Here is a 279-nt window from a genome sequence, read left to right as displayed (position 1 = left end):
AGGATTAATTACGGAACATCTTCTTTCGAAGATGAAGGAGTTAGCGTGACATATTGTATTCAGTTTTGAATGCTCATACATATAATAGTATTCATAGATAATATGGGCCTATAGCTCAGCTGGTTAGAGCGCACGCCTGATAAGCGTGAGGTCGGTGGTTCGAGTCCACTTAGGCCCATCATCTTAGATTATTAATTCAATATGGGGGCTTAGCTCAGCTGGGAGAGCGCCTGCTTTGCACGCAGGAGGTCAGCGGTTCGATCCCGCTAGTCTCCACCA

General features: G+C 45.9%; 2 tRNA genes. Both read left to right on the top strand.

Features of this window, described 5'->3' with window-relative positions:
* Nucleotides 1-104 precede the first annotated feature (104 nt).
* A tRNA-Ile gene (locus ACSBRB_RS10670) sits at nucleotides 105-178 on the top strand.
* Nucleotides 179-203: 25 nt separating this feature from the next.
* Nucleotides 204-279 (top strand) — tRNA-Ala (locus tag ACSBRB_RS10665).

It is taken from the genome of Staphylococcus auricularis (genome assembly GCF_051172115.1).
In the GTDB taxonomy this organism is placed as follows: Bacteria; Bacillota; Bacilli; order Staphylococcales; family Staphylococcaceae; genus Staphylococcus; species Staphylococcus auricularis_A.
Note: the sequence above shows the minus strand (reverse complement) of the source record. Positions and strands in the feature narration are given on the sequence as shown.